This is a genomic window from Paenibacillus radicis (ex Gao et al. 2016), assembly GCF_014641555.1.
Lineage (GTDB): Bacteria > Bacillota > Bacilli > Paenibacillales > Paenibacillaceae > Pristimantibacillus > Pristimantibacillus radicis.
The window spans coordinates 26430-50042 of sequence record NZ_BMHY01000008.1; the positions used below are offsets into that span (position 1 = coordinate 26430).

The following is a 23613-nucleotide window of genomic DNA, read 5'->3' on the forward strand; positions in this document are numbered from 1 at the left end:
GATTCGTTTCAGACCGGCGCGCAGCGCGGTTTGTGACGAGTTTACCTGCACTTTCTTTTTGTTATGATTTATAGTTCATCGGTTCCTATTTCCACTTCATCATACACCGCTTGATTACCCTTCTTTTTCTTGACCGAGCTGAGCGACACGTCGGAAATATCGGCAAGCTCCTCGTCATCCGGGCGTCCGGATGGTGCATACTGCAGCTCCAGCGTGACGCTGTCGTTCAATTGGAGCGGGAAGTTCAGCAGGGTAGTCGGGATGATACGTCCATTGAGGCGCAGGATATAGCCGATCGGCCCGCCAATTGGAATGCCGCTGACGGATTCGATTTGACCATTGAAAGAGAACTGAACGACACCTGTGGCGGAAAGCGCCTGGAAGATCGACAGCCCCGGACGATATGGAATACGGTAGCCCTGTGTTACGTTAGGGAAAAAGCTTCCGCCGTTTATCCAGACGTTAACCGAGCCAACCGGGAAAGGGCCGGGAACGGGGAATGGAACGGGAAGCGGAAACGGAAAGGGGAAAGGCCCCGGAGGAAACGGTCCAGGTCCTGGCGGGAAATGACCATGTCCAGGAGGGAATTGTCCATGTCCAGGAGGAAAATGACCATGGCCCGCTGGAAATCCTCCGCCTGGTCCAGGAACAAATTGACCTGCACCTGGTCCTTGAGGCAGCATCCCCTGTCCCAGAGGAGGCATTCCCATGGCAGGGCCGCCTGGTGAAAGCATGCGCGGCCCGCCGCAGCCGCAATCCTTCACGACGCTTCCGTCCAGTGTATTAATGTACTTGTAAGTATATCTCATGCAACAGTCAGACTCCTTCACATTGCAGATTAGGCGTTTATCCTCATCCATCATATGCGGCAGATGCCTATCCCTGTGCATGGCTGTCAAAGCAGAAAAAAAGCGGCGCTTTCTCCGAGGAGAAAGCGCCGCTTCAGTTATTAGCTAATATTACAGAGCTGCTTCGTAGCGTTTGCCAACTTCAGCCCAGTTCACTACGTTCCAGAACGCCGCGATGTAATCAGGGCGTTTGTTTTGGTAGTTCAGGTAGTAAGCATGCTCCCAAACGTCCAGACCAAGCAAAGGTGTTTCGCCTTCGAAGATCGGGCTGTCTTGGTTAGGCAAGCTGGATACTTTCAGTTTGCCGTCTTTCACGGAGAGCCATGCCCAGCCGCTGCCGAAACGAGTAGTTGCTGCTTTAGCAAAGTCAGCTTTGAACGTTTCGAAGCCGCCCAGTTCGCTTTCAATTGCTGCTGCAAGAGCGCCAGTAGGAGCGCCGCCGCCGTTTGGTCCGATAACTTCCCAGAACAGGGAGTGGTTCGCATGGCCGCCGCCATTGTTGCGTACAGCTGTGCGGATTGCTTCAGGAACGATTGCCAGGTTGTTGGCAAGCAGTTCTTCCAGCGATTTGTCTTGCAGCTCAGGAGCGGATTCCAGAGCAGCATTCAGGTTCGTCACATAAGCATTGTGGTGACGGTCGTGGTGAATCTCCATCGTCAACGCATCGATATGCGGTTCCAGTGCGTTGTTTGCATATTGCAGAGCAGGTAGTTGATGTGCCATAGTTAACAGCCTCCTAATTAGTAGATATGTAGATCTCTTCAATTATTATCCCTTATCCGAGTGAATAAATCAACATTTATGTTGAAAAAGTCGGAGCTAGGTAAAAGGGCGGATAACATCATTAGAATGGCATGATTTTGAAGCATTTATGCAATATCGCGAGCATTTCAGTCAAAACATGAGAAAACATGAAATAATATCATTGTAAGCGCTTAATATAAAGCGTTTTCACGAAATATTCGAGAATTTATTTAAAATTTTTAAGTTTTTTTAAATTTTTAAGCAGGAAATCGTTTTTTCATGTCGTATTTTATATACTTGCAGCACTATGACAAGGTATAGAAGGTGTATATGTAATGAACGTTCGTTCCTTCCAGTTATCGGACTACAGACCACTAACGGCACTTCTTGAAGATGTACTTACCGAGGAGTGTTACGAGCAAACGATGGAAGCTTTTGCACGTCAATTGTCATGGGACAGCGAATTGGTACTTGTCGCTGTCGAACAGTCGGAGATTGTAGGTATGATTATCGGTACAATAGATAATAACAAAGGTTACTATTATCGTATTGCCGTCCTTCCTAGCCATCAACGGAGAGGAATCGGCAAGGCGCTTATCCAATCTTTGCGTCAGCGCTTCGAACAGCGTAATGTTATGAAGATATTGATAACAGCTGACGAATACAATGAACCGGTGCTTCCGCTGTATGAAGCAATGGGCTATGCCTCGAACGATTTTTATCGTTCCTTCCAAAAATTGAGTATTATTGCAGGCTAAGCGGTTTCGTTACCGCGAATAGCCATATGTGCAGAGCATATCTGTACCGCCATTGCTTTTGGCGGTGAGATATGCTTTTCTATTTATATAGCAAACAAGTACGAGGAGAGCGGCATGAACATATACCGGCACTGTGTCATTAAAAGCTTTAAGCATGACGGACATCTGCATCGGACTTGGCAGCGCAATTGGCTTGTGCCCAAAGAGCGTCTTGCCGCTGCGCAGAGGGATGAGGATATGATTGTGCTCATCAATCGCCAGACACCGATTCAGGAAGCTGACGGCAAGCTATGGATTAGCCGAGTGCCGGCCGTTTCTTTTTTTATCCCCGGGGAATGGTATAATGTCGTTGCATTGCTGGAGGATGCGGGTATTCGTTACTATTGCAACATTGCATCGCCGCCATTTATGCAAGGGGATGTATTGACGTATATCGACTATGATCTTGATGTGATCCGTACCATCGACGGCAGCCGGCATATCGTGGATCAGGATGAGTATGAGCTGCATAAGCTCGCTTATCATTATCCGAAGAGAGTCGACGATCTGGTCTGTCAGGGACTAAAATCGCTTCTGCTGCGTATTGATTTGGGGCAAGCTCCATTTCAGGAAAGCCAGGTGTTAGCTTATTATAAGGAATGGGACGAACAGTTTGATGAAAGCGAAAGCGAGGGTTAAGCGAATGGATGTCTCCTCACCGGAAAATACGGCGCCAAAGCCTGCGTGGCTGAAAGAGCTGTGGGATTGGACGAAGACGATCGTGGTTTCTTTTGCTATCGTTATGGTGCTTCATTTGTTTGTATTCAATCTGTCGACCGTTCAAGGACATTCCATGGAGCCTACGCTGCATGAGCGTGAATGGCTGTTTGTCAATAAAATTGTATACATGCTGGGAAAACCGAAGGTAGGCGACATTGTCATTCTGGAAGATCCGATGACTTACGGCGACAAAGAGGAACTGCTCGTCAAACGGATTGTCGGCGTACCTGGAGACCGGCTTGAAATATTCAATAAAGAGCTCTACCGCAACGGAGAGCTAGTAGAAGAAACATATATTGATTCGGCTATTGAGGATCTGGACTTTATGCCGATTCAGCTGGCTAAGGATTCTTACTTTGTTATGGGAGACAACCGGCATGCGAGGGCGAGTAAGGATAGCCGGATTTTTGGAACGGTGAAGGAATCGACCATTCGGGGAAGAGCAGATTTTATCGTGTGGCCGCTGGGCCAGCTCAAAGCTTTGTAAAGGATGTCGGCGAATGAAGGACGTTATGATCTATACGGACGGCGCTTGCTCGGGCAATCCCGGGCCGGGCGGCTGGGGTGCAGTGCTGTTCTACGGGCCGCATCAGAAAGAAATTTCCGGCGGAGAAAAGCAGACGACGAACAACCGGATGGAAATTGCAGCTGTTATTGAAGCGCTGCGGCTGTTGAAGGAGCCCTGCAAAGTGAGTGTCTATAGCGATTCGGCTTATGTAGTCAATTGCTTTCAGAAGGGCTGGATTCACGGGTGGCTGCGCAATGGCTGGCGCAACAGCAAGAAGGAGCCGGTGGAAAATCAGGATTTGTGGAAAAGCTTGTGGGAGCTGATGAAGCTTCATGAGGTAACTTACATTAAGGTTAAGGGACATAGCGACAATGAATGGAATAACCGCTGCGATGAGCTGGCCCGCGGGGCGATTAAACGGCTCGCTTAAACGTTAAAGCCATTCTATTGAGCAGTTGGATGTCGCAGGCAAGGAGGGATAGGGATGACAGACAAGGATCGCTGGACGCGGCTAAAAGAAGAGATGAATGAAGCGGCAAGGTCGCTTGGTATCGATAAAATCGGCATAACCTCCGCAGATCCGTTCACGTCGCTGAAGCAAATCTTGATTCGCCACCGTGAGCTGGGACGTGAATCGGGCTTCGAAGAACCGGATTTGGACAAACGGACCAATCCGGCTCTTCTCTTCGATAATCCGCAATCCATCATTGCGATTGCAATTGCCTATCCTTCCAAGCTGCATAACCCGCCCAAATCTGAGCCCGGCGCAAGACGGGGTATTCTCGCCCGGGCTTCGTGGGGCGAAGACTATCATAAGGTGCTGCGCGACCGGCTGGCAAAGCTGGAGAACTGGCTGCGCGAGCGGGTTCCTGAGCTGCGGGTCGAGAGCATGGTCGATACGGGGGCGTTGTCCGATCGCGCGGTTGCGGAGCGGGCGGGCATCGGTTGGGGCGCCAAGAATTGCATGATCATGTCGCATGAGCTAGGCTCCTGGATTTATTTGGGCGAAATGATTACGAATTTGCCGCTTCCGCCGGACAAGCCTGTTACAGAGGGCTGCGGCGAGTGCACCAAGTGTATTGATTCTTGTCCAACCGGGGCGTTAGTTGGCCCTGGACAACTCGATTCCAAGCGTTGTATTTCTTTTGTAACGCAGACCAAGGAGTTTGTACCGGACGAGTTCATGCGTAAGATCGGCAACCGGCTCTATGGCTGTGATACTTGCCAGACCGTCTGTCCCGTCAATAGAGGGAAAAACTGGACGCATCAGCCGGAGCTCCAGCCGGATCATGAGCAGGTGAAGCCTTTGCTTGTTCCGCTGCTGACGATTGGCAACAGGGAGTTCAAAGAGAAATACGGCAGCACGTCTTCGGCATGGCGGGGCAAGAAGCCGATTCAGCGGAACGCGGTTATTGCACTCGGCAACTTCAAAGAGAAAAGCGCGGTGAAAGATTTGGAGCAGGTGCTGCGGCAGGACCCGAGGCCAGTGCTTAGAGGCACAGCTGCATGGTCGCTTGGCCGTATCGGCGGAGAAGAAGCAGAAGCCGCTTTGCGCGAGGCACTGCCTCTTGAGAGCGATGAGGAGGCAAAGGTCTATATTGAGCGAGCGATTGCTGCTCTTGAAGCTGCTGAGACAACCGTAGAGATTTAATAGTAGAAGATTATGGATAAGAAATGCGATAGACCTGGCTAGAGACTGCGGGCTGGTGTTTCGAAACAGCAGATAAAGCTAGTAATATTTACTTTTATACCGCTGTTTGCGAAGGCTTGCTTTCCATGCTATTATAGGGGACATTATTACAGACATAAGAGAGTTTATAGCGGGAAAGGGTCAGGTGAATTATTAATGGGAGTATGGAGTTATATTATTCCGATTGTTACGTTGATCGTAGGGGCGGTTGGCGGATTTTTTGGCGGCGTTTTCTATTTGCGCCGGCAGCTTGAGCGGATGCAAAGCGATCCGGAAATGATTCAGAAGATGGCGAAGCAAATGGGCTACAACTTGAATAAGCAGCAAATGCAGCGTGCGCAGCACATGATGAAAAATCAAAAAGCGCCGCGTAGATAATAGCGCAATTCGTGAGAGGTAGCCGGAGAGGAGAATGCGGAAATGGCGGGAAGAAAGGATTACGTCAATTCGGCTGTGTCTCGTAACCGGGAGCAAATCGAGCATCACGTGAAAGAGATATTGAAGCTGATTGGCGAAGACGTGGAACGTGAAGGGCTGCATGAGACGCCTGCTCGTGTTACTCGGATGTACGAGGAGATTTTTGCTGGTTATGAGGTAGAGCCGCGTGAAGTGTTGGGCGTCACTTTCGACGAGCAGCATGAAGAATTGGTCATTGTAAAAGATATTGTCTACTATAGCCAATGCGAGCATCATATGGCTCCATTTTTTGGCAAAGTGCATATTGGCTATCTTCCAAGCGGCAAGATCGCCGGATTAAGCAAATTTGCCCGACTCGTTGAAGCGGTAACGCGTCGTTTGCAAGTACAGGAGCGAATTACGACGCAGATTGCGAATGTGATGGAGGAAGAGCTTCATCCGCATGGCATCATGATTGTTGTAGAAGGTGAGCATCTGTGCATGTGTTCGCGCGGCGTAAAAAAACCGGGCAGCAAGACGATTACATCAGCGGTACGCGGCGAATTCCGTTCCAATCCGGCGCTTCGCTCGGAATTTTTATCCTTAATTAAAGACTAACGCAAGGAACACAAAAAGGACCGTTGTCCCTCCCGCTTTACAAAGCGGGGAGAACAGCGGTTCTTTTGTTCAGTTGCTATTATACGGAATCGGAAACAAAGGTTTGATTGACCTGGCTTAAGAATAAGGCTGCGCGTTGAATATATTCGTTCGGATATTCCCGGAACAGCATCTCATGCTGACCGCGCGGAACGATCCACGAGCGGGATAGCGGGTTGCTTTGCTCCGCGGCAATTGTCTCTGCCGTTTGATATGGCGCTTTGGCATCGCTTGTGCCATGGATAATATAAAGCGGGATGTTATAGCCTTTGCTATCCATAATGCGGTCAACCGGAATTTGTTTCAAGCTGGCGCCGGACCAGATTGGCATCATCGATTCAATCAAGGTCATGGATGGGAAGCGCGGCAAGTCTACGATTTGCTTCACATTATTGTACAAAGTATCGGGGCTCGCGAGAAACAGACTATCGAGTATCATCGCATCGATATCATCGGTTTGCAGCGCTGCTTGGAGCGCAGTGCCTGCTCCCATCGAGAAGCCCCATACAACGATCTCTTCCGCGCCGCGGGATTTGGCGTAATCGACGGCTGCGAGCAGCTGCTGCGATTCTTCCAATCCGCCTGTAGCCGGTGCTTTATATTCATAGGATGCATAGCCGTAGTCGAAAAGAACTACATTGTAGTGCAGACTATGCAGCAGATTCGTTAAATCATACATCGGAACCCATGTCTCTTCCCGATTAGCCCCATAGCCATGGCTGAATACGACGGTACGGTTTGAAGAGACGGATGAAGCATTAGCAGATGAGGCCAGCGTTACATCAGCGGAATCGCCGGCTGCCGGAACATACCAGCCGCTGACCATCGTTTTGCCGCTATGGCTGGGGATGACGATATCTTCATAGTCAAGCCCGATAGCATCTTTCGGATTGGACGTAAGCGGCGCCACATAAGGGTGGGCAAGCATCCATGCAACATAACCATGAAAAACAACGACAAGGAGCAGGCACATAGCCGCAATCGCGGCTGTCCATGCGGTGAGCAAATGATAGCGCCGCGATCTCGCTTGCGGACGCTGACGGTTCAGCAGGCCGTCGATCGGCGGGAAAGGCTGAAGCACTTGGGGGAAGCCGCTTTCCAGCGGGATCGGCGTCATAATGGTTGTGCTCATGTCGTTGTCCTCCCTGCATGATGAATGTGTGAAAACGCTTCAAAGGATCTAGTACTTTTATCGTATTCCGATAGATTAGGCCTGTCAATTGATGTCGACGTAATGTTAAACAGTTGTAATGATGCTGTAATGAAGTAACTTTTCTTTACGGGTGAGATAGGATTGGGGTATACTGAACGAGAATCATTTTCACTGTCCGGAACGAATGAACAGTGATGGTCAGAGGAGGTGCGGCAAGGATGGAAGAAGGCAAATCGCATGTGCGCGCGGTTGACCGTGCGCTTGATATATTGCTTTGTTTTACGACGGGAACGAATCTGGCCATGACTGAAATTGCCGACAAGGTCGGGCTTCATAAAAGCACCGTGCATCGGATGCTAGCTACGCTGGAGGATAAGGGTTTCGTCGAGCGGGACCCAATTTCCGATCGTTATCATTTAGGTATTCGAGTGTGGGAGTTGTCCGCCCATTTGTCTGGGACTGATGAACCAGCTATTATCTGGCAGCCTGAGATGGAACGGCTGCGCGACCAATTGGGCGAGACGGTCAGCATCTATGTGCGTGATGGACAGGAGCGGATTCGCATTCAGGCGGTGCAGAGCAACCAGCCCGTACGCCGGGTAGCGCCTGTTGGCGCAAGGCTGCCGTTATATGCCGGGGCATCCAGCAAGGTGCTGATCGCTTATGCGGATCGTATCGTCCGAGAACGGATCATCGGTGATCCGTCTTGGCCGGCCATTATAGACTTGGAGCAGTATCAGGAGCAACTGGAGGAAATTCTTGCCCAAGGGTATGCGACAAGCTTTGAGGAGCGCGAGCCGGGCGTAGCTGCTTTGTCGGCGCCAATCTTCAATCGCAATGGCGATCTGTCGGCGGCCCTTTCGCTTTCCGGCCCGTCCAGCAGGCTGACGATTGAGATGATGCGCGAATATGCGCCCCTGCTCATGGAATCTGCCAAACGAATGGGAACGATGCTTCGTTAATCTATTTTTTTGTGAAGTTATGGTGCGCTGTGTAATTATCCTACACAGCGCTTATACCTTTTTAAGGTGTTTAGATGGTTGTATTTTCGCTGAGCCATAAAAATTCAAACAATCTCTTTTATTTAGTTCCTTGATTGGGGCTTAATCGATAGTGACGAGTGGCGTTGTCACTTACTCTCATCAACGGTGGATTCCAAGTATAATTATAAGGAGAGCGAGCATGTGGAGGCCTTGCAAACATTGACGTACCTTACACCAGAATATATAAAAAAATTTCAATGTATTGGCTCAGATTGCGAAGATACATGCTGTTCCTTGTGGGAAGTTTCAATAAACAAGGATACGTATGAAAAATATCAAAATATTGCGGATTCAAGTTTTAAGGAATCTTTGATAAAGAATATACAGGTCAATAAAAGCGGATCGAACTATGCTTCTTTTGTTATGAATGAGAAGACTGGAAACTGCTCTATGCTTTGCAATGGACTATGTTCAATCCAAACTACGCTTGGAGAAGAATACTTGTCTCAAACCTGCTCTACATATCCAAGGGTACTTAATAATGTGGGGAGTACTACTGAAATTTCTGCTGTTTTGTCCTGCCCTGAAATCTCACGTGCTTTACTACTTAATCCGAACGCGATGAATTTTGACAAAACATTTAAACCATCGACTCCTAACCTTAAGGTTGATACGATTAATTATAAAGAACACAAAAATAATGCAATAGATGAAGTAAGATATCTTGCATACGATGTGATAAACGACAGGCGTTTTTCTTTCCAGCATCGTCTTATCCTGCTTGGCGTATTCTTTGACAATGCAGACGATTTTCAGGAGGGTAAGCAATATGCTAAACTTCCAGCCTTTATAAATGAGTTTAAGGCAGAAGTCGAAAATAATTCGGAACTTCGTGACTACGATGCGTTTCCGCAGGACGATGCGTTTCAATTTGAGTACTTACATAATACGCTAATGGAAAACTTAAAAGCGTTTATCTGGAATAAAAGATATACCGAATGTGTTAATTCTTATATGCGAGGAATCCAACTGAACAATACTTTGTTAGAGGATTATGTTAATACATATAAAGATTGCAAAAGCGATTTCTTAGATACCTTCTTGAGCGACAGCCCTCATGTTATGGAGAATTATATAAAAAATTATATTTATCAATTTCTTGGTGACTCTATACTCAGTGGAGAAAAATTCTTTGATTTTTATATCAAAATGGTAATAGATTATGCACTTATCAAACTGCATTTGGTTGGCATTGCATCTGAACAAAAAGACTTGAATTGTGATCATGTAGTAAAATTAATTCAATCTTATACAAAGAACTATAAATTCTCAAATAAGTTCATCAATACAATCTATGACAAAGTGAAAACAAGCCAATATAATTCGCTGGGTTACATGTCGCTATTGATTAAATAAGGTAATAGAATATTTTCACTAAACTGAGAAGGCCTGCCCGGGAAACTGGGCAGGCCTTCCATTTGTAAACGAATAGCCCATCCGATTCCTTCATATAATGAACCAGCTAATGAGGATTGGGAGGGATAGCTATGTCTTCGCGAACGGTCAAGCAAGGAACGGGCGGCCGCATGGACCGGCAGCCAAAGCAGCCGTTGTTAAGAGGGACAGCTGCGAATCAATCGCCGCTGTCGCCAGTTCCACAGCCACAGCCGCAGCCGCAGCAGCAAGCCAAGCCGGTGAAGCCGCAGCCCAAGCAGGCAAAGCTGCCAGCGGATAAACAAGAGGCGGCTGCTATCGACCAAAGGGCGGCGTCCAAACTAACCTCTCTTCTGCGTTCTTCAGATTATATCGACGGCAGCCGGGACCGGCATGACGGCTGGAAATCGGCGATTCACCAATATGTGAGTCTGTACAATCAAGCAGAGACGGAGCAGCATGTCGCTGCCATAGACGGTTATGTGTCCGACCAGGATCATTGCACAAGAATGCACGGCAGATTGCAAAGGCTGCGCCAGAGAGACTTGTTGCGCGGCTGCTTGCCTTCCCGCGGAGAGACGAAGGCGGAGCTTGTGCGCGTGAATGAATCGGCAACCGAGGTTTCCGTCCTTGTGAAGCTGCATATTAAACGGCAGATGGAGCAGTCCGGACTTTACTATATTGAGGAAAGAGCAGAGTGCGAGCGGCTGTGGCTCGCTCAATCCGGAGGCTACTGGCAAATTGTCCGTATCGAACCTGTCATTGGCGAGAGAAGGCCGCGTTTTGGCATTTCTGAATATGCTAGCGGCTTTGAGGAAGCAGAAGACTATGTGGCGGAGAGCCAGTCGCTCGTCCGTTCCACTCCGTTTCTCAACTACGAGCTGTTTCCGCAGTTGAAGCATCGGCAAGCGGGTATCCCTTACCGGAGGGATTTGGCCGCCGCTTATGCGGATCAGTGGTGGAATCAGCCTAACCCTGCCTACGAGGAGTTTGAGGTGAATTGCACCAACTATACCTCACAGGCGATCTTTGCAGGCAATGGCCCAATGAACTATACTGGTAAAAGAAGCAGCGGCTGGTGGTACAAAGGCCGCAACAAAGGCGGCGAGTGGTGGAGCTACAGCTGGTCCGTATCGAATGCGCTGGCCAATTACTTGACTGCACCGCGCAGCTCGGGCATGCGCGGCAGTGTTGTAAATTCTGCTGAGGAGCTTCAGCTTGGCGACATCATTACGTATGACTGGAACGGCGACGGACGCTTCGAGCATAGCACGATCGTGACTGCTTTCGATGCGGCAGGCATGCCGCTCGTTAATGCCAATACGGTGCCGAGCAGGCATCGCTACTGGGATTACCGGGATTCCTACGCATGGACGGAACAAACGAAATATCGTTTTTTTCATATAGCGGACCTATTATAAAAAATATAGATTCCGGAGGAGCGTCCATGGGGAAGAAAGTGCATGTAGGACTCGTTTACGGGGGAAAGTCCGGGGAACATGATGTATCCCTTCAAACCGCGTTTGCAGTAGCTGGCGAGTTTGATTATGCTAAATACGAAATTACCCCTTTTTATATAACGAAGCTTGGCGAATGGAGACGGGGACAAATTCTAATTGCCAGACCTGGCAGCATCGACGAGATGAAGCTGACGGCTGTGCAAAGTGCAGCCTCAGCTGCGTTTCCGCTTGCTCCGCTATTCGATCGGTTAGGGGCAGGGGCGGCAGGCAGCTCGCCGATTGACGTCGTATTCCCGCTGCTCCACGGTACATTTGGCGAGGACGGCACGATTCAGGGACTGCTCGAGATGGCCAACATCCCTTACGTGGGAGCGGGCGTTCTTGCTTCCGCAGTTGGCATGGACAAGATCACGATGAAGAAGGTATTCGCCTACGAAGGGCTGCCGCAATGCATCTTCCGCTACTTTAACCGGACGCAGTGGGAGAAGGACTCTGCTTTCTTCATTATGGAGGTCGAGGTGTCGCTAGGTTATCCTTGCTTTATTAAACCAGCTAACCTTGGTTCCAGCGTCGGCATTTCTAAAGCAAAAAATCGCGAGGAGCTCATTGCAGCCGTTGACCATGCATTCCGGTTCGACCGTAAGGTGGTCATTGAAGAGTTCGTCGACGCCCGCGAGATTGAGGTAAGCGTGCTTGGCAATGACGAGCCGAAGGCTTCTGTGTCAGGTGAAATCGCACCTTCCAACGAATTTTACGACTATAAAGCGAAGTATATCGATGGCAAGTCGACGATGCAGATTCCGGCTTTATTGCCATCTTCGGTAACGGAGAACATTCGCGAAATGGCCGTTCAGGCTTTTCTGGCAATCGACGGATCGGGGTTGTCCCGGGTCGATTTTTTCTTGCGTAAATCGGATGGACAGCTGTTTATTAACGAAGTAAATACGTTGCCGGGCTTTACCCCTTTCAGCATGTATCCGCTGATGTGGAAGGAAACCGGATTGCCGTACCGGGAGCTGCTCGATAAGCTGATCGAGCTTGCGCTGAGGCGTTATGCCGACAAGCAGACTATCGATTACGGCGGAAGCGGCAATTAACATTAGAGGAGGAAGCTAGGGATGGGTTTTGCAACAGAGTTTAATTCCGTTTGTAAATTCAAATCAGAACAAGAGCTTTATGAATTGTTGGAATATGGTCGGGGTAAAATGGTAAAGAGCGGTTTCCGGGTCTTTCCAACCGGCCAGAAGGTGATCGCTTACACACCAAACAATGAAGCGATTGCAATTGTTCGTATTCTGGCTTCTATTGCGGAAATTAACTTTCAAGGCGAAGAGATTACCGAAGTAGAGATGGAATTAGTCAGAAAGCTGACAGAGGAAGAAGCCCGTGTCCAAACGGCACTGGCATTCGAAATGTTTTTCGGAGAGCGTGAGTAGCATATGATCGTCAGATTCGGCTTCGTCGCCATGAGCTTATTGCTCGAGAACGCCTCGCCTTCCCGTACAATGACCTATACCAATTTCGCCAAGCTGCCGGATCGGGAAGCGGCAATACGCAGGCTCGAGCAGATCGCCAAAGATAATTTGCACAATACGCTTCGTATTCTAAGACATGCCACGGAGAATGATATTCGGCTGCACCGGTTGACCTCCAAAATCATTCCACTGGCAACGCATAATGGATTGGCCGATTGGAATCCGTATCCGGAGCTGCAGTCTGCCTTTACCGAAGTGGGTGAATATGTGCAAAAAACGGGTATTCGGGTTTCCTTCCATCCCGACCATTTTTGCGTATTCAGCACGCCCCGTCCGGAAGTCCTGATCAATTCAGAGAAGGACCTGGACTACCATGTGCGAATGATTGAAGCGATGGGTTTGCCGGAGACGGTAAAGAACAATATTCATATTGGCGGAGCCTACGGCGACAAAGTCGTAGCCGGAGAGCGTTTCGTGCAGCAGTTTGGGGCACTTGCGCCGCGGCTCCGCAACCGGGTCACGCTTGAAAACGACGACAAGACGTTTAATGTTGTGGAGACGCTTGAAGCGGCCGAAGCTGTCGGCGTCCCTATGGTGCTGGACATTCATCACCATGATGTCAATGACGGCGGCATTTCGCGGGACGAGCTTTCCGGCAAGCTGTGGCAGCGGATCTTGGACACCTGGAAGCGGGAAGCGGACAGGCTGGGCTGGGATTCTGTGCAAGGCGCTGATGCGCTGCCGCCCAAAATCCATGCGTCGAGTCCGAAGAGCGAGTCGGAACGAAGAAGTCATGCCGATGGCGTGGAGGCTAGGCCGCTGCTTCGCTTTTTGCAGGAAATTGCAGGCTCGACAAGCCGTGTTGATTGCATGCTGGAGGCAAAGCACAAGGATGCGGCTTTGCTTAAGCTGATGGAGGATATGAAGGAATTAGAGGCGCTGGGCGAGGGCGTCCGCGTCATTGACGGCGGCAGCATTGAGGTGCTGTAGCCGTTTCGTTTTATCGGAATAAGCGCGCTTGTGATGCGTGAGCTGAGAAAGCGGGGGATTGAAGTTGCTGGAATGGATATTGCTTGTCCTGCTAGGCGTAGTTGCAGCTATGTTCGGCAGCATCGTTGGCCTTGGGGGCGGCATTATTATCGTGCCGGCGCTTATGCTTCTCGGACCGCAGCTCATAGGCGCTGAGATCGATCATGCAACGGCGGTCGGCACCTCCCTGACGATGCTTATCGTCACTGCGCTTGCGTCGACACTTAGCTATGCGAAGAAGAAGATCGTCGATTTCCGCAGCGGGCTGCTGCTGTTTATAACAAGCGGACCCGCCGCCATGATCGGCTCGGCTTTGACGGGGAAGCTTCAAGGCGCAGCCTTTTCATTAAGCTTTGGTATTTTTATGCTGCTCATGGCCGCACTCCTTATCGCCCGTGATTATATGAAACCGGTTACGCGGCAATGGCCGATTGAGCGTTCGATTACGGATGCGTCTGGACAAGTCCATACTTATGGTTACGGACTGCTGCCGCTGCTGCTTATTGGCTTCGCAGTTGGTCTAATATCCGGGTTGTTCGGTATTGGCGGAGGCTCCCTGTTTGTGCCGGTTATGGTGCTGCTGTTCCGTTTTCCGCCGCATCTTGCGACGGCAACGTCGATGTTCGTCATCTTCTTGTCTTCCATATTGGGCAGCGGAATGCACGGCTGGCTCGGGGAGATTAATTATTGGCTGTTGCTTGCACTGGTGCCTGGCGCTTGGGTAGGCGGCAAGCTTGGCGCCTGGGTGGCAGGACGCATGAGCGGGAAGAAGCTGCTTTGGCTGCTTCGGATTACGCTGCTTCTGCTCGCTTGCCAGCTGATAATCGAGGGATGGATGGAGCTATAGCCTGTTTCCATCCCATAACGGGACAAATTACGAAACTTTTGAGACCTCATCTCGTATTTCTATACGATAACTATTATTTTTTCAATTATTCAGACAAGTAGAAGGTAGTGTGATGCACAGTGAGCGATCAGCAGGATGCAGCCATTATTGGCAGCAAAAGCTTTACTGCCGTAGCGATTAACTGCGCGGCAAAGGCTGGCGAATGGATTAAGACAAAGCTCGGCAATTATGAGAAGCTTGATATAAAATATTCCTCGACCGACCTTGTAACGGAAGTGGACAAAGGGTCGGAGACGCTGATCAAGCGGTTGGTCCTGACTCATTTTCCGCATCATTCTTTTCTTGGGGAAGAGGGCGTAGAACCGGGGCCAGAAGCTTCGGTTCGCGCGCTTGAGTCCAAGCTGGAGAATGAATATTTGTGGATCGTTGATCCGATCGACGGCACGACGAATTTCGTCCATGGCTTTCCGTTTTTTGTCGTGTCGATTGCCCTTGCTTACCGGGGCGAAGTTATTGTCGGCGTCGTATACGACCCGATGAAGGATGAGCTGTTCTTGGCCGAGAAGGGCAAGGGCGCTTACGTTCACGGCAAGCGAATGAGCGTATCCGGCGAGGATACGCTGAGAACCAGCTTGATAGCTACTGGTTTTCCAGCAGATCAGCAGTATGCGCTGCCCCTGAATATGAAGGGCTTGCAAGCCGTTGCGCCACAAGTGCGCAATATCCGTTCCGGCGGTTCGGCGGCTCTGCATATGGCGTATGTGGCGGCCGGAAGGTTGTCCGGTTTCTGGGAAATCGGGCTGAACAGCTGGGACTTGGCAGCAGGCTCGCTGCTCATTCAGGAATCGGGCGGCACGGTTACCGATTCGCTCGGACAGCCCTACCATTTGGGTGTCCGCAACGTAGTCGCATCCAATGGGAAAATTCATGATGAGTTTGTCGGAGCTTTGGACAAGGCCGAGGCGACGTTATAGCTTGCAAAATGGAATAGGGATAGTGAATAAAGAGCACCCTGCGTTTAATCAAAACGTAAGGGTGCTCTTTTATTTATATGAAATACTTTTCATTCACAAGCAACCTCTACACCAAGTAGCACCATCTAATTCGAAGTAACCAAAGTTGCTCCAAGTAACTAGCTTTCAGCATAGCGCTACTTTACGGAGTGGCAGGAGTGGTGGTTTGGATAGGGAAAGTTGGTTGCTAAACACGTAAAAGAAAAACATACTTTATTAACTGCAGTTTTTTCCTAAATTTCTCGCCATCTGAGCCGAATATAAGCGGATTTACTCATTTAAGGTACATTTTTTCTTTATAAAGAAATGAAATGCCGCCCTTGTGAACTTTCTTACCTTACACGTTCAGATCCCACTTTTCACTAGCGAAATAAGGAAATTGTTTACTTAATAGCGAAAATGAAAAGCAGATTAGCAAAAAGACCTGCTGGATAGCGAAAAGCCATGTTAGTTGAAACGGGAGTTAGATGGTTAATGCAGCTTGTTCCGGTATTCCTGCGGCGTGAGCCCATAATGCTTTTTGAATAGCTGAATGAAATAGCTGGGCTTCTGGTAGCCGAGCATTTGCGAGATTTCATAGATTTTTTCGTCCGTTTGGGACAATAGCTGGGCTGATTTCTCCATTCGTGCGCGGAGCATGAATTCGCTGATGCCTTCGCCGGTTTCGGTCTTATAGATTTTCGATAGATAGGAAGGATTCAAGAACACATGGGACGAGATAGAGTGCAGGGAGGCATTATCTAAATGCTCATGAATAAACTCCTGCACTTTGCGGATGATGCCGGAACGGGAATCCTTTTCCTCCGTGCTGACGGAAGTTTTGTAGTTTTCGATGATGCGGTAAGCCCAGGTCCGCAGTTCGTCGACAGCTGTAATCGGACGCCCGTTGGCATACGCATGGAAGTCGTCGCCGATCGTGTCGGACAACCATTGCTTATTCTTATGGACGAGGGCGGCAAGCGTCGCGGCAATGGTGAAATAGGTTTCCAGCACATGTTCCTGGGAGTCGCGCCAATTCGTCTCAAGCTCGTGAAAGATCGTATCCAGCTTGCTGCGCACCGCATCCCACTGGCCTACCTCTAACAACTGGAGGATGGTTGGCGGGCGATGCAGCTCATTGATTAATTGCGGAGCGCCGCCGCGGGCAGGCTCTTTGGCCAACGAGATATACAGATCCTTCTCGCTGCCGATGAAGTGGCGGAAGTTCGTAATGGAAGCTTGATAGAGCGGACCTACCTCGGCCGGAAACGACCCGGATTTGCTCGTCAGGACGGATATGCCAACCCGTAAATACGATTTGACGACATGCTGAAGCTGGAACGCTCTCCGTTCGATCCACTCCTCGACGCTCTCCGCTGTATTTTCCTCAATGGTACTCTTCGCCTGCAGCAGACAAACCAGATAACCATGCGTATCCTTCGCATGCCAGAGATGCAGCCGCTCTCCGAAAATTTCCTCCGCCATATTGGCTAGGGCATAATCGATTAATGCTTCGCTTTCTCCGCCTTCGTACAGCCTTTCGCTGTCATCCAGCCGCAGCAGCATAATGTGGACCGGAGTGACTTCACGGAACGGTATTTCATACATCGTTAGCTTGGACATTAGCCGCAGCGGCTCGGCGGATTGTTTGCCGCTCAGTAAATCGAGAAGCATATATTCGCGAAGCTTCGGCAGCTGCTCCCGCAAGGAATACATCGCACGCTGGACGGAGCTGATTTCCTGCCACTCTCGCTCCAGATCGCCGATCGCCTTACGAACCGCGCCAAGCAATTCATCGTCGGAAGCAGGCTTGAGCAAATAATCGCTGGATTGCAGCTGCAGAGCCTGCTTCGTATATTCAAAGTCCGAATAGCCGGACAGAAGAATGCACTTCGTATGCTTCCAATTTCGTTTTACTTCCCGTATCAAATCCAAGCCGGACATGCCGGGCATCCGAATGTCGGTAATGATGACATCGATCGGCTGCTCATTCATAATGTCCAGCGCTTCCTGCCCGGAGTAAGCCTTATAGACATTTGTTATTCCTGCTTCGTTCCATGGAATCATATCCGCCAGATCGTCTGCCAAAATAGACTGGTCATCGATAATTAGCAACTGTCGCATGTCTTATTCCTCCTTTAATTTTCGGCTATTCGCATGAGCCTCGGCTGCGGCCGCAATGGAAGCGGCTGCTTCCCTTACGCTATCCGGTTCATTCGGCCAGTATAGCTCGACAGCTACCCCGCCTTCATCCCTTTTCAAAATGCGAAGTCCGGCTTCCTGCCCGAATTGCAGCAGCATGCGCTGCCGGGTATTCCACAACGCGCAGCCTTTGTCCTCCGTAGGCGGCATCGACATTTGCTGGCGCAGCTGCTGCAGCTTCTCGTCGCTGACGCCGATTCCGTTGTCGGTGACGGAGATGATGTTGTAGCGGTCATTTTGCGAGCCGGTGATTCGAATGTCGCCATCGCCAACCGGCTCGATGCCGTGAATAACGGCATTTTCTACAAGCGGCTGAAGAATAAGCCTCGGCAGCTCAAGCTCAGCCATTGCCTCAGGCACTTCAATGCTGAAGCGTAAGTCCTGCACGTTCATCGATTGAATGGCCAGATAGCTCTGGACAAGGTCAAGCTCCTCTCGCAGGAAGGCTGCCTGCTTCTCCGAACGGGTCGTGTACCGGTAGTAGCGGCTCAAGTGCAGCGCGAGATCCATAACGGATTCTTTCTTACCGAGCCGGGTCAAGCTGCGGATCAGCGTAAAGCAATTGTATAGAAAATGCGGATTGATTTGCGATTGCAGTTGCTTCAGGTTGGCGTCTCTGGAGCGAATCGTCTCCAAGTAGACATTTTGGATAAGTGTCTCGATCTGGGCTGCCATATCGTTGAAGCTGACGAGCAGGAAGTGAAACTCATTATTCGGGCGGAAAACGTTAAGCTTCGGATACTCGCCTTTTTTCAGCTTTTTAACACCGCGGACAAGCTCCCGGATCGGCACCTGCACATTGGTATAAAGCACATAGGCGGCAATCGTGCTTCCGATTAACAGGAAGAAGATTGAAATGTAGAAAAGCAGGCTGTTCGTTGTAATCGGGCGAACGACATCATCGATTGGCAAATAGTCGAACAGGTACCAGCCAAGCTCGGGCATCCACACGCTGCTTACCGTGTATTCAACTCCGTCGAGCTTAACGCGTTCATACTGCCGCTGCGATAACGATTTGAGCTCGACATGAGAGAGAAGCGCGGACTGCAGCTCTTTATCGGAATCTTTGACGGATAGAATCTGATAGTCTTCAGATACGAAGCTGGCATCTCCCTTGCCGCCCTGCTTGAAGCGGTCCAGCGCCTTCACCAGCTCGTCCGCTGCGAAGCTGACCTCGACGATCAAGCCTGCTTTGCGGGCGGTGCTGTCAAAGGGCTCGGTAATAAAACGAACGAATCGGGGCTGACCCCGGTAATAGGGAGCGACGATATTGGTATATTTCCAGACGCGTGAATAGTTGCTGTCAACCAGACTGGCGTTATATTCGAGATAGGTATTGGTCGATACGAAGGTTTTGGTCGCCGGGGCATAGATACTGATGGTCGTATCCCAGGCAGAAGAGGCATTGATTAAACGAAGCTTGTCGTTGACGCGAAGCTTCTCGTCCGTCTGCTCATACAAGGAAGCGATTTCGATAAACTCCAGATTGCGAACGTTGATGTCCTCGCTGATGATGAGTCCGCTTTTCGCCAGTTGGGAGGCTGTTTCGTCGGTTTTGGCCGCAAAATAGGACAAATCCTTATACATCGATTTCTCGACCTCGTTCATCACGACATCGAGGCTTGTCCGATTGGAAAACCAATAGAGCACGATGATCGGGATCAGCAGCATGACGATCAGTCCCATTACTTTTGTAAACGTATTCACACGAAGCGACATTGCCGCTCTCCTCCTCTTATCGATTGAGATAGAGACAAATAATTGGGTATCGTTCTAAAATGTTTGGCGCAGACGAGCGAATTTCCAGATTGCTATACTTACTATACAGCATGTTAATTGTCTGTCAATGAACAAAAAAGAGTATGCGGAGAGGAACGTGGGAATGGAAACAACAGTAAAGGAGACCAGCGGCAAGCAAGGCCACGGGCGGCAAGATTCCGCATGGAGCAAAGGGTGGAAAGGATTTCTGAGACGAACATGGCCGCTTCATTTAATGCTGCTGCCTGCAGTGCTTATCCAGCTCGTTTTTGCCTATGTGCCGCTCGGCGGCCTCATTATCGCCTTCCAGGATTACAAGCCCCAGCTGCGATTCGGCTCGCCTTGGGTAGGGCTTGACCATTTCAAATTTATGTTCGAATATCCCGACAGCAAACAAGTTATTATTAATACCGCGCTGATCGCCGGGTTAAAAATGATTTTCAACATCGTCGTGCCGTTCTCTTTCGCGCTTCTGCTCAATGAAGTACGGATCAATCCGTTCAAGCGGACGGTACAGACGTTAGTATACTTGCCTTACTTTATTTCGTGGGTGTTTCTCGGCGGCATTCTTAATGACATGCTCTCCTCCGACGGCATCGTTAACACGCTGCTTCATAACTGGTTCGGCATCGAATCGATTCTGTTTCTGGGCGACGGCAACTGGTTCCGGTTTACAGTTATCCTCAGTGACGTATGGCAGCAGTTCGGATTTGGCACCATCGTCTATCTGGCTGCACTTGCGGGTATTAACCCGGCTCTATACGAGGCCGCGGAGGTGGATGGCGCGAACCGCTGGAAGCAGACGATCAACATTACGATTCCATCGCTTGTGCCGATCGTAATCGTGGTAGGGACGCTTGCGCTGGGCAATATTTTGAACGCAGGCTTTGACCAAATATTCAACCTGTACACGCCGCTTGTCTATGACAAAGGCGATATTATCGATACGTTTGTCTATCGGACCGGTATTCTGAACGGGCAGTACAGCTTTAGTACAGCAGTCGGCATCTTCAAATCGCTAGTCGGCTTCTGTCTGATCGTCGTGGGCTACCGCTTGGCCTATAAACTGGCGGACTACAAAATATTTTAGAAGGAGGCTCCAGACTTGTACCATAAAACAGTAGGCTATAAGATGTTCTCGGTGCTCAACTATTTCATCCTGGCGGCTGCGGGCCTTCTGTGCGTCCTGCCGATCGTTCATATTCTGGCAATCAGCTTTAGCGCAAGCGCTCCGGCAAATGCTCATTTGGTCGGCCTGTGGCCGGTAGATTTCAACATTGAATCGTATACGAAAACGATGAATAACCCGAACTTCCTGCGCGCCTTCTGGATCGCAATCGGCAGAACGCTTCTCGGAACTTTCATCACGATGAGCGTTATTACGCTGGCAGGTTATGCTTTGTCCAAGGACAATAGAATTTTTAAAAGCCGCTCCAAATACGCCTGGTATTTTGTCTTTACGATGCTGTTCAACGGCGGCATTATCCCGTCCTACATTCTCATTCGCGAGCTTCATATGATGAATACGATTTGGGCGCTCGTATTGCCGGGTGCGGTGTCGGTCTTCAACATGATCCTGCTGATGAACTTCTTTCGGGCTACGCCAAAAGAGCTGGAGGAAGCGGCATTCATCGATGGAGCTGGTCATTTCTCGATTCTGTTCCGGGTCTACATGCCGCTGGCGATGCCTGCTATTGCGACCATCTCGCTATTCACGATCGTCGGCAATTGGAACGCCTGGTTTGACGGGCTGCTCTATATGACCGACTACCGGAAATATCCGCTCGCGACGTTTCTGCAGACGATCATCGTACAACAGGATTTCAGCAAGCTAAATCCTGATGTCAACGAGCTGAAGAATATTTCGCAGCGAACGGTCAAAGCGGCGCAAATTTTTATCGGCATTATCCCGGTACTCGTTATTTACCCTTACCTGCAAAAATATTTCGTAAAAGGAATTGTGCTAGGCGCTGTAAAAGAGTAGAAATAAGAAGATAACAAATTAGCATCGCACACAAAATAATGGTATTTATAAAAAAATAATCCAGTTCTATAGTAAGGGTAGAGCGTTAATAAAGCGTTCTCATTAATTTACGGGGGGAAAAAAATGCGCAACTCATGGAAAAAGGTTTTGCTCTTGTCGCTAGTCACCGTTCTGACATTCACGCTTGCTGCTTGTTCGGGATCGAACAATAACAAGCCGAGCAATAGTCCGACTGCGGCACCGACGGAGGGCACAGATAACGGAGCAGCAGCTACGGATAGCGGCGTAGACGCAACGGGCTGGGACGGTTCGAAATATACGACACCGGTTACCCTTTCCACAGTGAAAGGCATCGGTACCAACTATTTCTTCAAAAACGGCGAGACGATGGAGAACAACGTCTTGCACACTTATATGAAAGATAACCTCGGTATTGATGTGAAGTACGACTGGGTCGTAACCGACACGAACGATGCTTACAAAACGAAGCTGCGCCTGATGCTTTCCTCGGGCGAGAAAATGCCGGATGTCGTCACGTACCGCGGCGACTTGGAAACGGTTAACATGCTGATTGACTCCGGTCAATTCATGGACGTAGGCGAAGTGTTCGACAAATTCGCTGGCGACAAATACAAGCAAGCTGTAGATTTGAATGCCGACACTTGGCTGCCAGTTGTACGGGACGGCAAGCGGATGGCTCTTCCAGTACTCGACTATGCGTACAATGACGACATGGTTCTCTGGCTTCGCCAGGACTGGATGGATAAACTGAATCTGCAAGCTCCAAAAACGGTAGCAGATCTGGAAGTGATCATGGACGCTTTCGTGAATCAGGACCCAGACGGCAACGGCAAGAAAGATACGCTCGGTTTGGCGCTTGGCTTTAAAAACACATTCCTGAACTGGATGAGTGATGTAAGCTGGCTGTTCGGCGCTTACGGTACAATGCCAGGTCAATGGAACAAAGGCGCAGACGGTGCACTTGCTTATGGATCGATCGATCCAGGTGCTAAACAAGCCCTCGCAACGCTGAAAACATGGATGGATAAAGGCTATATTTCCAAAGATTCCGGTTTGAAAGACGATGTATCCGGCTCTGAGTTCTTCACGAAGGGTCAAGCAGGCGCAATCGTCGGCAGAAACTGGCTGCCAGACTGGCCGTTTGGCGATTTGATCAACAACGTGCCAGGTGCTAAATACAAAGCTTACCCGATTCCTGCAGGACCAGACGGCAAAATTGGCGCACAAAGCGGCAACCCGTCGGTTAACGGCTGGATGCTGATCAACAAAAATGCGAAAAATCCTGAAGCTCTTATTCGCTACTACAACTTCTTCTTCGACAACTGGGCGAACCCTGAAAAGGGCAGCACATTCGAAAACGGTTTTGCAGAAGGCTATGACTGGGCGAAATTGCCGGACGGTACGATTACGAAGGAACCGGAAAAATATCCGGATCTATTCAAGGATTATGCCGACCGTACGCACCTTGTAGAGCCAATCTATTACTCGCTGACGTTTGAAGGCGCACGTATCCCGTCGCTGTATGCGGATACCATGATCAAGCTTGGCAACGGAGAAGCGCCAACTACGCCATACGAGTCGCAAACGGCTGCAGTGCGCAAACCGGAAAACGTAGATGCAATGAAGATTGTTATGGAGCAAAAGGACATTCGGATGAAAAACTACTTCCAAGGTCCATTGACGGAAACGATGAAACAGAAAAACGAGCTGTTGAACAAATTGCTTAACCAAACCTATTCGAAGATCATTTATGGCCAATCGCCGATCGATGAATTCGATAAGATGGTTGACAACTGGAAGAAATCGGGCGGCGAGCAAATTACGAAAGAAGTTAACGAATGGTTCGCATCCGCTTCGAAGTAATCCATTAAATCTAGCGCGTTGAACAAAGGAAAAGGAATGCCTGCATCTTTAG

General features: G+C 49.6%; 23 protein-coding genes. 18 read left to right on the forward strand and 5 right to left on the reverse strand.

Annotated elements, in window-relative coordinates; genetic code table 11:
• Nucleotides 1-68: 68 nt before the first annotated feature.
• Together IEX98_RS19245 and IEX98_RS19250 are read right to left on the reverse strand one after the other, a co-directional pair.
• A complete protein-coding gene (locus IEX98_RS19245) occupies nucleotides 69-809 on the reverse strand; it encodes a hypothetical protein (RefSeq protein ID WP_188890830.1) in 741 nt (246 codons plus the stop codon).
• Between the two features lie 150 nt (nucleotides 810-959).
• Entirely contained in the window at nucleotides 960-1571 is a 612-nt protein-coding gene (locus tag IEX98_RS19250; RefSeq protein WP_188890831.1) for a superoxide dismutase, read from the reverse strand.
• Nucleotides 1572-1927: 356 nt separating this feature from the next.
• On the opposite strand from IEX98_RS19250, the gene IEX98_RS19255 reads away from it, so the two are divergent.
• From IEX98_RS19255 to folE, 7 genes are all read left to right on the forward strand, one after another.
• Nucleotides 1928-2350, forward strand: a complete 423-nt coding sequence (locus IEX98_RS19255) for a GNAT family N-acetyltransferase (RefSeq protein WP_188890832.1) — start codon at nucleotides 1928-1930, stop codon at nucleotides 2348-2350.
• Between the two features lie 114 nt (nucleotides 2351-2464).
• Complete coding sequence (locus IEX98_RS19260; RefSeq protein WP_188890833.1) at nucleotides 2465-3028, forward strand: DUF402 domain-containing protein; 564 nt, start codon at nucleotides 2465-2467, stop codon at nucleotides 3026-3028.
• On the forward strand, nucleotides 3006-3596 hold the full coding sequence (lepB, locus tag IEX98_RS19265) for a signal peptidase I (RefSeq protein ID WP_229692268.1): 591 nt from the start codon (nucleotides 3006-3008) through the stop codon (nucleotides 3594-3596). The genes IEX98_RS19260 and lepB overlap by 23 nt, the downstream gene beginning before the upstream one ends.
• 13 nt (nucleotides 3597-3609) lie before the next feature.
• A complete protein-coding gene (rnhA, locus tag IEX98_RS19270) occupies nucleotides 3610-4047 on the forward strand; it encodes a ribonuclease HI (RefSeq protein WP_188890834.1) in 438 nt (145 codons plus the stop codon).
• Between the two features lie 54 nt (nucleotides 4048-4101).
• Nucleotides 4102-5268 (forward strand): tRNA epoxyqueuosine(34) reductase QueG, encoded by a 1167-nt coding sequence (gene queG, locus IEX98_RS19275; RefSeq protein WP_188890835.1) that lies wholly within the window; start codon nucleotides 4102-4104, stop codon nucleotides 5266-5268.
• Nucleotides 5269-5463: 195 nt separating this feature from the next.
• Nucleotides 5464-5685: a YneF family protein gene (locus IEX98_RS19280; protein WP_042167307.1), complete on the forward strand. Its 222-nt coding sequence runs from the start codon at nucleotides 5464-5466 to the stop codon at nucleotides 5683-5685.
• Nucleotides 5686-5727: 42 nt separating this feature from the next.
• Nucleotides 5728-6321, forward strand: a complete 594-nt coding sequence (gene folE, locus IEX98_RS19285) for a GTP cyclohydrolase I FolE (RefSeq protein WP_188890836.1) — start codon at nucleotides 5728-5730, stop codon at nucleotides 6319-6321.
• 79 nt (nucleotides 6322-6400) lie between these two features.
• On the opposite strand, the gene IEX98_RS19290 is transcribed toward folE, so the two are convergent.
• On the reverse strand, nucleotides 6401-7492 hold the full coding sequence (locus IEX98_RS19290) for an alpha/beta hydrolase (RefSeq protein ID WP_188890837.1): 1092 nt from the start codon (nucleotides 7490-7492) through the stop codon (nucleotides 6401-6403).
• A gap of 239 nt (nucleotides 7493-7731) precedes the next feature.
• On the opposite strand from IEX98_RS19290, the gene IEX98_RS19295 reads away from it, so the two are divergent.
• From IEX98_RS19295 to IEX98_RS19330, 8 genes are all read left to right on the forward strand, one after another.
• Nucleotides 7732-8475 carry an IclR family transcriptional regulator gene (locus IEX98_RS19295; protein ID WP_188890838.1) on the forward strand — a complete coding sequence of 248 codons (744 nt, stop codon included), beginning with the start codon at nucleotides 7732-7734 and terminating at the stop codon, nucleotides 8473-8475.
• A 222-nt stretch (nucleotides 8476-8697) separates the two neighbouring features.
• Entirely contained in the window at nucleotides 8698-9912 is a 1215-nt protein-coding gene (fliB, locus tag IEX98_RS19300) for a flagellin lysine-N-methylase (RefSeq protein WP_188890839.1), read from the forward strand.
• Between the two features lie 131 nt (nucleotides 9913-10043).
• Nucleotides 10044-11351, forward strand: a complete 1308-nt coding sequence (locus IEX98_RS19305; RefSeq protein ID WP_308421811.1) for an amidase domain-containing protein — start codon at nucleotides 10044-10046, stop codon at nucleotides 11349-11351.
• A gap of 26 nt (nucleotides 11352-11377) precedes the next feature.
• A complete protein-coding gene (locus tag IEX98_RS19310) occupies nucleotides 11378-12487 on the forward strand; it encodes a D-alanine--D-alanine ligase (RefSeq protein WP_188890840.1) in 1110 nt (369 codons plus the stop codon).
• A gap of 21 nt (nucleotides 12488-12508) precedes the next feature.
• The gene (locus IEX98_RS19315; RefSeq protein WP_188890841.1) at nucleotides 12509-12826 is read left to right on the forward strand and encodes a hypothetical protein; all 318 of its coding nucleotides are present in this window, start codon (nucleotides 12509-12511) and stop codon (nucleotides 12824-12826) included.
• Between the two features lie 3 nt (nucleotides 12827-12829).
• Complete coding sequence (gene uvsE / locus IEX98_RS19320) at nucleotides 12830-13855, forward strand: UV DNA damage repair endonuclease UvsE (protein ID WP_188890842.1); 1026 nt, start codon at nucleotides 12830-12832, stop codon at nucleotides 13853-13855.
• A 67-nt stretch (nucleotides 13856-13922) separates the two neighbouring features.
• Entirely contained in the window at nucleotides 13923-14741 is an 819-nt protein-coding gene (locus IEX98_RS19325; protein WP_374705368.1) for a sulfite exporter TauE/SafE family protein, read from the forward strand.
• 119 nt (nucleotides 14742-14860) lie between these two features.
• Entirely contained in the window at nucleotides 14861-15715 is an 855-nt protein-coding gene (locus IEX98_RS19330; protein ID WP_188890844.1) for an inositol monophosphatase family protein, read from the forward strand.
• A gap of 510 nt (nucleotides 15716-16225) precedes the next feature.
• Here IEX98_RS19330 and IEX98_RS19335 read toward each other — a convergent pair.
• Entirely contained in the window at nucleotides 16226-17857 is a 1632-nt protein-coding gene (locus tag IEX98_RS19335) for a response regulator transcription factor (RefSeq protein WP_188890845.1), read from the reverse strand.
• 3 nt (nucleotides 17858-17860) lie between these two features.
• Entirely contained in the window at nucleotides 17861-19654 is a 1794-nt protein-coding gene (locus tag IEX98_RS19340; RefSeq protein ID WP_188890846.1) for a sensor histidine kinase, read from the reverse strand.
• A 274-nt stretch (nucleotides 19655-19928) separates the two neighbouring features.
• Here IEX98_RS19340 and IEX98_RS19345 point away from each other — a divergent pair, with 274 nt between their 5' ends.
• The 3 genes from IEX98_RS19345 (at nucleotide 19929) to IEX98_RS19355 (ending at nucleotide 23561) form a co-directional block, all read left to right on the forward strand.
• Nucleotides 19929-20783, forward strand: coding sequence for an ABC transporter permease (locus IEX98_RS19345; RefSeq protein ID WP_229692289.1), 855 nt, complete (start codon nucleotides 19929-19931; stop codon nucleotides 20781-20783).
• 15 nt (nucleotides 20784-20798) lie between these two features.
• Nucleotides 20799-21677 (forward strand): carbohydrate ABC transporter permease, encoded by an 879-nt coding sequence (locus IEX98_RS19350; protein WP_188890848.1) that lies wholly within the window; start codon nucleotides 20799-20801, stop codon nucleotides 21675-21677.
• Nucleotides 21678-21800: 123 nt separating this feature from the next.
• A complete protein-coding gene (locus IEX98_RS19355) occupies nucleotides 21801-23561 on the forward strand; it encodes an extracellular solute-binding protein (RefSeq protein ID WP_188890849.1) in 1761 nt (586 codons plus the stop codon).
• The last annotated feature ends 52 nt before the right edge of the window (nucleotides 23562-23613 follow it).